The 3,621-nt window shown below is 38.4% G+C and carries 9 protein-coding genes and 1 pseudogene; 1 reads left to right on the top strand and 9 read right to left on the bottom strand.

The annotated features are described in order from the left end of the window. Positions 1 to 115 (top strand): transposase (locus tag PX481_RS10020; protein ID WP_130758671.1); only part of this gene is annotated, 115 nt, incomplete at its 5' end. A gap of 32 nt (positions 116 to 147) precedes the next feature. On the opposite strand, the gene PX481_RS10015 is transcribed toward PX481_RS10020, so the two are convergent. The 9 genes and pseudogenes from PX481_RS10015 to PX481_RS09975 all read right to left on the bottom strand — a co-directional run. Then, entirely contained in the window at positions 148 to 492 is a 345-nt protein-coding gene (locus PX481_RS10015) for a HepT-like ribonuclease domain-containing protein (RefSeq protein WP_002757239.1), read from the bottom strand. Beyond that, complete coding sequence (locus PX481_RS10010) at positions 489 to 782, bottom strand: nucleotidyltransferase family protein (RefSeq protein WP_002757241.1); 294 nt, start codon at positions 780 to 782, stop codon at positions 489 to 491. Before PX481_RS10010 ends, PX481_RS10015 begins: the two co-directional genes overlap by 4 nt. A gap of 165 nt (positions 783 to 947) precedes the next feature. Next, positions 948 to 1,145, bottom strand: a complete 198-nt coding sequence (locus PX481_RS10005; protein WP_002757243.1) for a PIN domain-containing protein — start codon at positions 1,143 to 1,145, stop codon at positions 948 to 950. 28 nt (positions 1,146 to 1,173) lie between these two features. Further along, positions 1,174 to 1,383, bottom strand: a complete 210-nt coding sequence (locus PX481_RS10000; protein ID WP_002757244.1) for a PIN domain-containing protein — start codon at positions 1,381 to 1,383, stop codon at positions 1,174 to 1,176. Next, complete coding sequence (locus PX481_RS09995; RefSeq protein WP_288024958.1) at positions 1,380 to 1,631, bottom strand: hypothetical protein; 252 nt, start codon at positions 1,629 to 1,631, stop codon at positions 1,380 to 1,382. Before PX481_RS09995 ends, PX481_RS10000 begins: the two co-directional genes overlap by 4 nt. A gap of 211 nt (positions 1,632 to 1,842) precedes the next feature. Beyond that, positions 1,843 to 2,088 (bottom strand): PIN domain-containing protein, encoded by a 246-nt coding sequence (locus PX481_RS09990; protein ID WP_002757248.1) that lies wholly within the window; start codon positions 2,086 to 2,088, stop codon positions 1,843 to 1,845. Further along, the gene (locus PX481_RS09985; RefSeq protein ID WP_002757250.1) at positions 2,070 to 2,324 is read right to left on the bottom strand and encodes a hypothetical protein; all 255 of its coding nucleotides are present in this window, start codon (positions 2,322 to 2,324) and stop codon (positions 2,070 to 2,072) included. The genes PX481_RS09990 and PX481_RS09985 overlap by 19 nt, the downstream gene beginning before the upstream one ends. A gap of 95 nt (positions 2,325 to 2,419) precedes the next feature. Continuing rightward, positions 2,420 to 3,154, bottom strand: coding sequence for a PEP-CTERM sorting domain-containing protein (locus PX481_RS09980; protein WP_288094518.1), 735 nt, complete (start codon positions 3,152 to 3,154; stop codon positions 2,420 to 2,422). A gap of 273 nt (positions 3,155 to 3,427) precedes the next feature. Continuing rightward, positions 3,428 to 3,621: pseudogene (locus PX481_RS09975) on the bottom strand (PIN domain nuclease); the annotation flags it as partial.

The raw sequence follows: 3,621 nt of genomic DNA, 5'->3' as shown, positions 1-3,621 counted from the left end.
GGTGGTGGAGGGAATCAACAATAAACTTAAACTAATAAAACGGAGAGGCTATGGCTTTAGAAACTTTCGGAATTTTTGGGTTAGAAGTATGTTATCTTGGCATCTTGTATGTTGATTTAGCATAAAGGGTAACGAAGAGCCGAAAATTTATTGTAATTTCTCAATGATACTGATAATGATTCTCTTTAGCTGGGGGAGATTGTTTTGAATCACTTTCCAGACGACTTTTTCATCAATTGCCCAATATTCATGAACTAATTTATCCCGCATACCTGCGATGTTTTTCCAAGGAATATTGGGATAATTAACTCTCACTTCATCAGGAATATTTTTGACTGCTTCCCCGATTATTTCAATTAATTTTACTGCCGAAAGAAAGATTTCTATCTTAGTTGAAAATTCGGCAAAGCTTAGATCCTGAGTCATCTTTTCTAGTTGAGAAATTGCCTCTAGAATGTCTTGCAAGAAATCTCTAAATTCCCGTTGTGTCATACATAAATAACCTCGGATAAAATTCTTTCTCTCCTTCTTCCTTTTAAGCCATTTTTACTGATAACATCCGCTTTTACCTTAAGTAAATCACTTAAATAATATTCCAGATCTACTAAATCTAGTAAACTAGGCGGTTCTGTATAATCTATCAGAATATTAACTTCACTATTTTCCTGCACTTCTCCTTTTACATAATCTCCAAAAATACCTAATTCACTGACATGATACTTTTCTTTTACTAAGGACTTAACTTGACCCAAAATCGCTTTAATTTCTTCTAAATTTTTCATGATGCTTACCTTCTAAGATAACGGAAAAGACTTCTACCCTACTGATCAAAATGTTATTTCCTGTATCTGTATTGTAGCAGATATCGGATGAAAGGATAAACCATACTCCTTGAAATCATGGGAATTGAGAGAGTTAGGCCAAAAATACCCCCTCAATTGACTGAATTAAGGGGGCATTTGTCGCAGATATTTATCAAGAAATTCCTCTGATGTTAAACAATCAAAATCAGCAATAATTTTGATTAATTCTCGATTTTCAGACAAAAAGATTTCTGCCGCACCATATTTGGCAGTTAGATAGATAAAAACATCTTCAGAAGGCACTAATTTTTCTGCAATTATCTGACTTGCTTCTGCTTTCATTGCAATCGTTTCTGGTATAAATAAGCAATTAAGATTCTGCCAGATTTGATCTACTATTTTGGCTGCTTTTGCCAACTCGTAAAATTTGGTTAATGAGTTCCTGGGAAATAATAACTTTGATTGAAGATTGATTATTGGGGGTATAATATCCTAACCATGTAAGAATTCGCTCTTGTGGTGAGAGGGGTTTTAATTGACCAATAATATAAATATTTGTATCTAAAAAAATTCTCCTCATTCATACCGCTCCTGAAATAGTTCTTGCTTCACTTTACGAATAAGCTCTAAAATCTGTTCATCAGTGTCGATACCTGCTTCTTTAAATGCAGCTTGCATCTTACGAGCTTGTTCAAATTCTACTTGTTCATTTTGATCGGGAACAATAATAACAACTTCAATCTCTGTGTCTGTTGGCAAATCTTGATGGGGTTGCTCGATAATTAATTGTCCATCTTTGATTTTGGCTTTAGTCTGAATAAATTGCATTTTTGATTTCTCCTCAGACTCAATCTGGTTTATTATATCTATCTTATCATTTTCGAGCGACTAATGTGTAAGAGGAAAATATATAAAAAAACAAAACCCCCTCAACTGACTGAATGAAGCGGCGATCACAAGTTTTTTATTAATGTTTTTTAGGAGACTTTTGTGGTTTCCTTTTCTGAGGGTTTGGAGGGTTTTAGTTGGCACTTGAGGGTTATCTCCATACTTTCACCCGCATTATATCAAAATGATAATCATAGCTCCAAACAGGTAGATCTAATTCGATTGAGATGATAGCAGTCAAAGCATCAACAATAGTAATAGTTTGATCAGGAAATTGTTTAGCTTTTGCTATGGCTGCGAAATACTGATCTTCTGTCGGATTGATCAGATTAGCAGATTCTAAGCAATTTTGTGTGAAATGAGTGGCTTGTTCAAATCCTAATCTATATAGAGGCAAGCTGTAAATTCGGCTAAAACAGCGTCATGATTGATGGATGTGTCAGTATAGCCACTTCCTTTGGGTGCGGGAGATAAGTGAAAAGATTTTTTCGGTTTGGATAAATAGCCTTTCGCTATTAAAAATGATTCTATAGCCGTTTGTACTGTATCAGAAGAAGATACCTTATGCTCTTGATTGTAGGCGGCTAGAGCATTAATTATGGTGGTGGGTAGCTCAATCGTCACCTGTTGCATAACCAAAATCCTCTTGATTTAATCATGTCCCTATTATACAATAAACCCCCTCAACTGACTGAATGAAGGGGCATTTATCGTATTTTGTCAGCAATTTAGCCTACTTTTGTGGTTTCGTTTTCTGATGTTTTGGAGGATTTTAGTTTGCGTTTCAGGGTTGAAGCTGCGCCTAATGCACCAAAGGAGCCAATAGCTAAAAGTCCAGCGGTTGAGGAGGGTTCAGGAACAATTTGTATAGCCCCTTTGCAGCTACCGGGGCAACCGCCATAGTCATAGCCTGGCCCCGGCCGCTTGAAGGTGCTACTAAAATCCGGCCGGGTGAATACTTGATAATCTTCATTTTCAGTACCCCCTACATGGAAAGCTAGACCTCCAAAAGAAAAGTTACCAGCTTTATACCCTGCTGGAAGCACTCCCGGAGCAAAGCCACCATTGGGATTGTAAAGGTTATCCGTCTTCGAGTGAGGAATCTGGTCTCCCGCCGCGGCAATATTGGTATATTCGGGAAGTATTGCAGTAATAGGGTTAGTGATGCCGCCTGGGTCAGTCTCTGTTCCCGTCACGCCAAGGATTTTGTAGCCTGTAAAGGTATATTTTGGAGAAGTTAAACCACTGGTTGGATCAGTGTAAGCGGGTACATCAGTCACAGTAGTCAGCGTGTCCTCCGTAGTCAGATTCAGTTTAAATAAATCACCGTCCGAAGTTAAAAAGTCGAACTTGAAGCTAAGTTGAGCAGCAGGAGGAGCAGCGTGAGCAGGACTTGTAGATAGTCCGATTAGTGCAGTGGTTACAGCCGCTCCAAGAATCGCGGCTGAGATGCTGTTTTTCATTTTTTTTCTTCTCAATAGTGCGGTTATCCCCTCCCAGCTAGGTCAAAGCAACACCCCAACCCAACTCCAAAGGGAGACAACGGGATTATACACATTCCCCCCCCCACAACTGTATCAAAAGTTACAATTTAATAAATCCTTACATTCCTCTCCCTAGCTTAGGGATTCACAGGGGAAGGAGTCTCAGGTGTTTTCCCCTGTTTTACCCCTTCTCAAGCGACCTATTGCCTTCCGTGAGGGATTGTGGCGCGGTATGTCGGATTTGCTGCTTAATTATTGGGAATTAATGAAATCTTGAGGATGAACGATGGTAATATTGGGAATACGGATAAAGTCATCAGGATTAAAGGTTAATAAATGGGTAATGTTAGAAGCTTTCATGACAGCAAGAAGCCTAATATCATGAGTGCGTTTTCCTTTAATGTTGTAGATGGTGACTAATTGAAACCAAAGGGGAAAAATATCCG

This window comes from Microcystis sp. M53603_WE2 (assembly GCF_030065435.1).
Note: the sequence above shows the minus strand (reverse complement) of the source record. Positions and strands in the feature narration are given on the sequence as shown.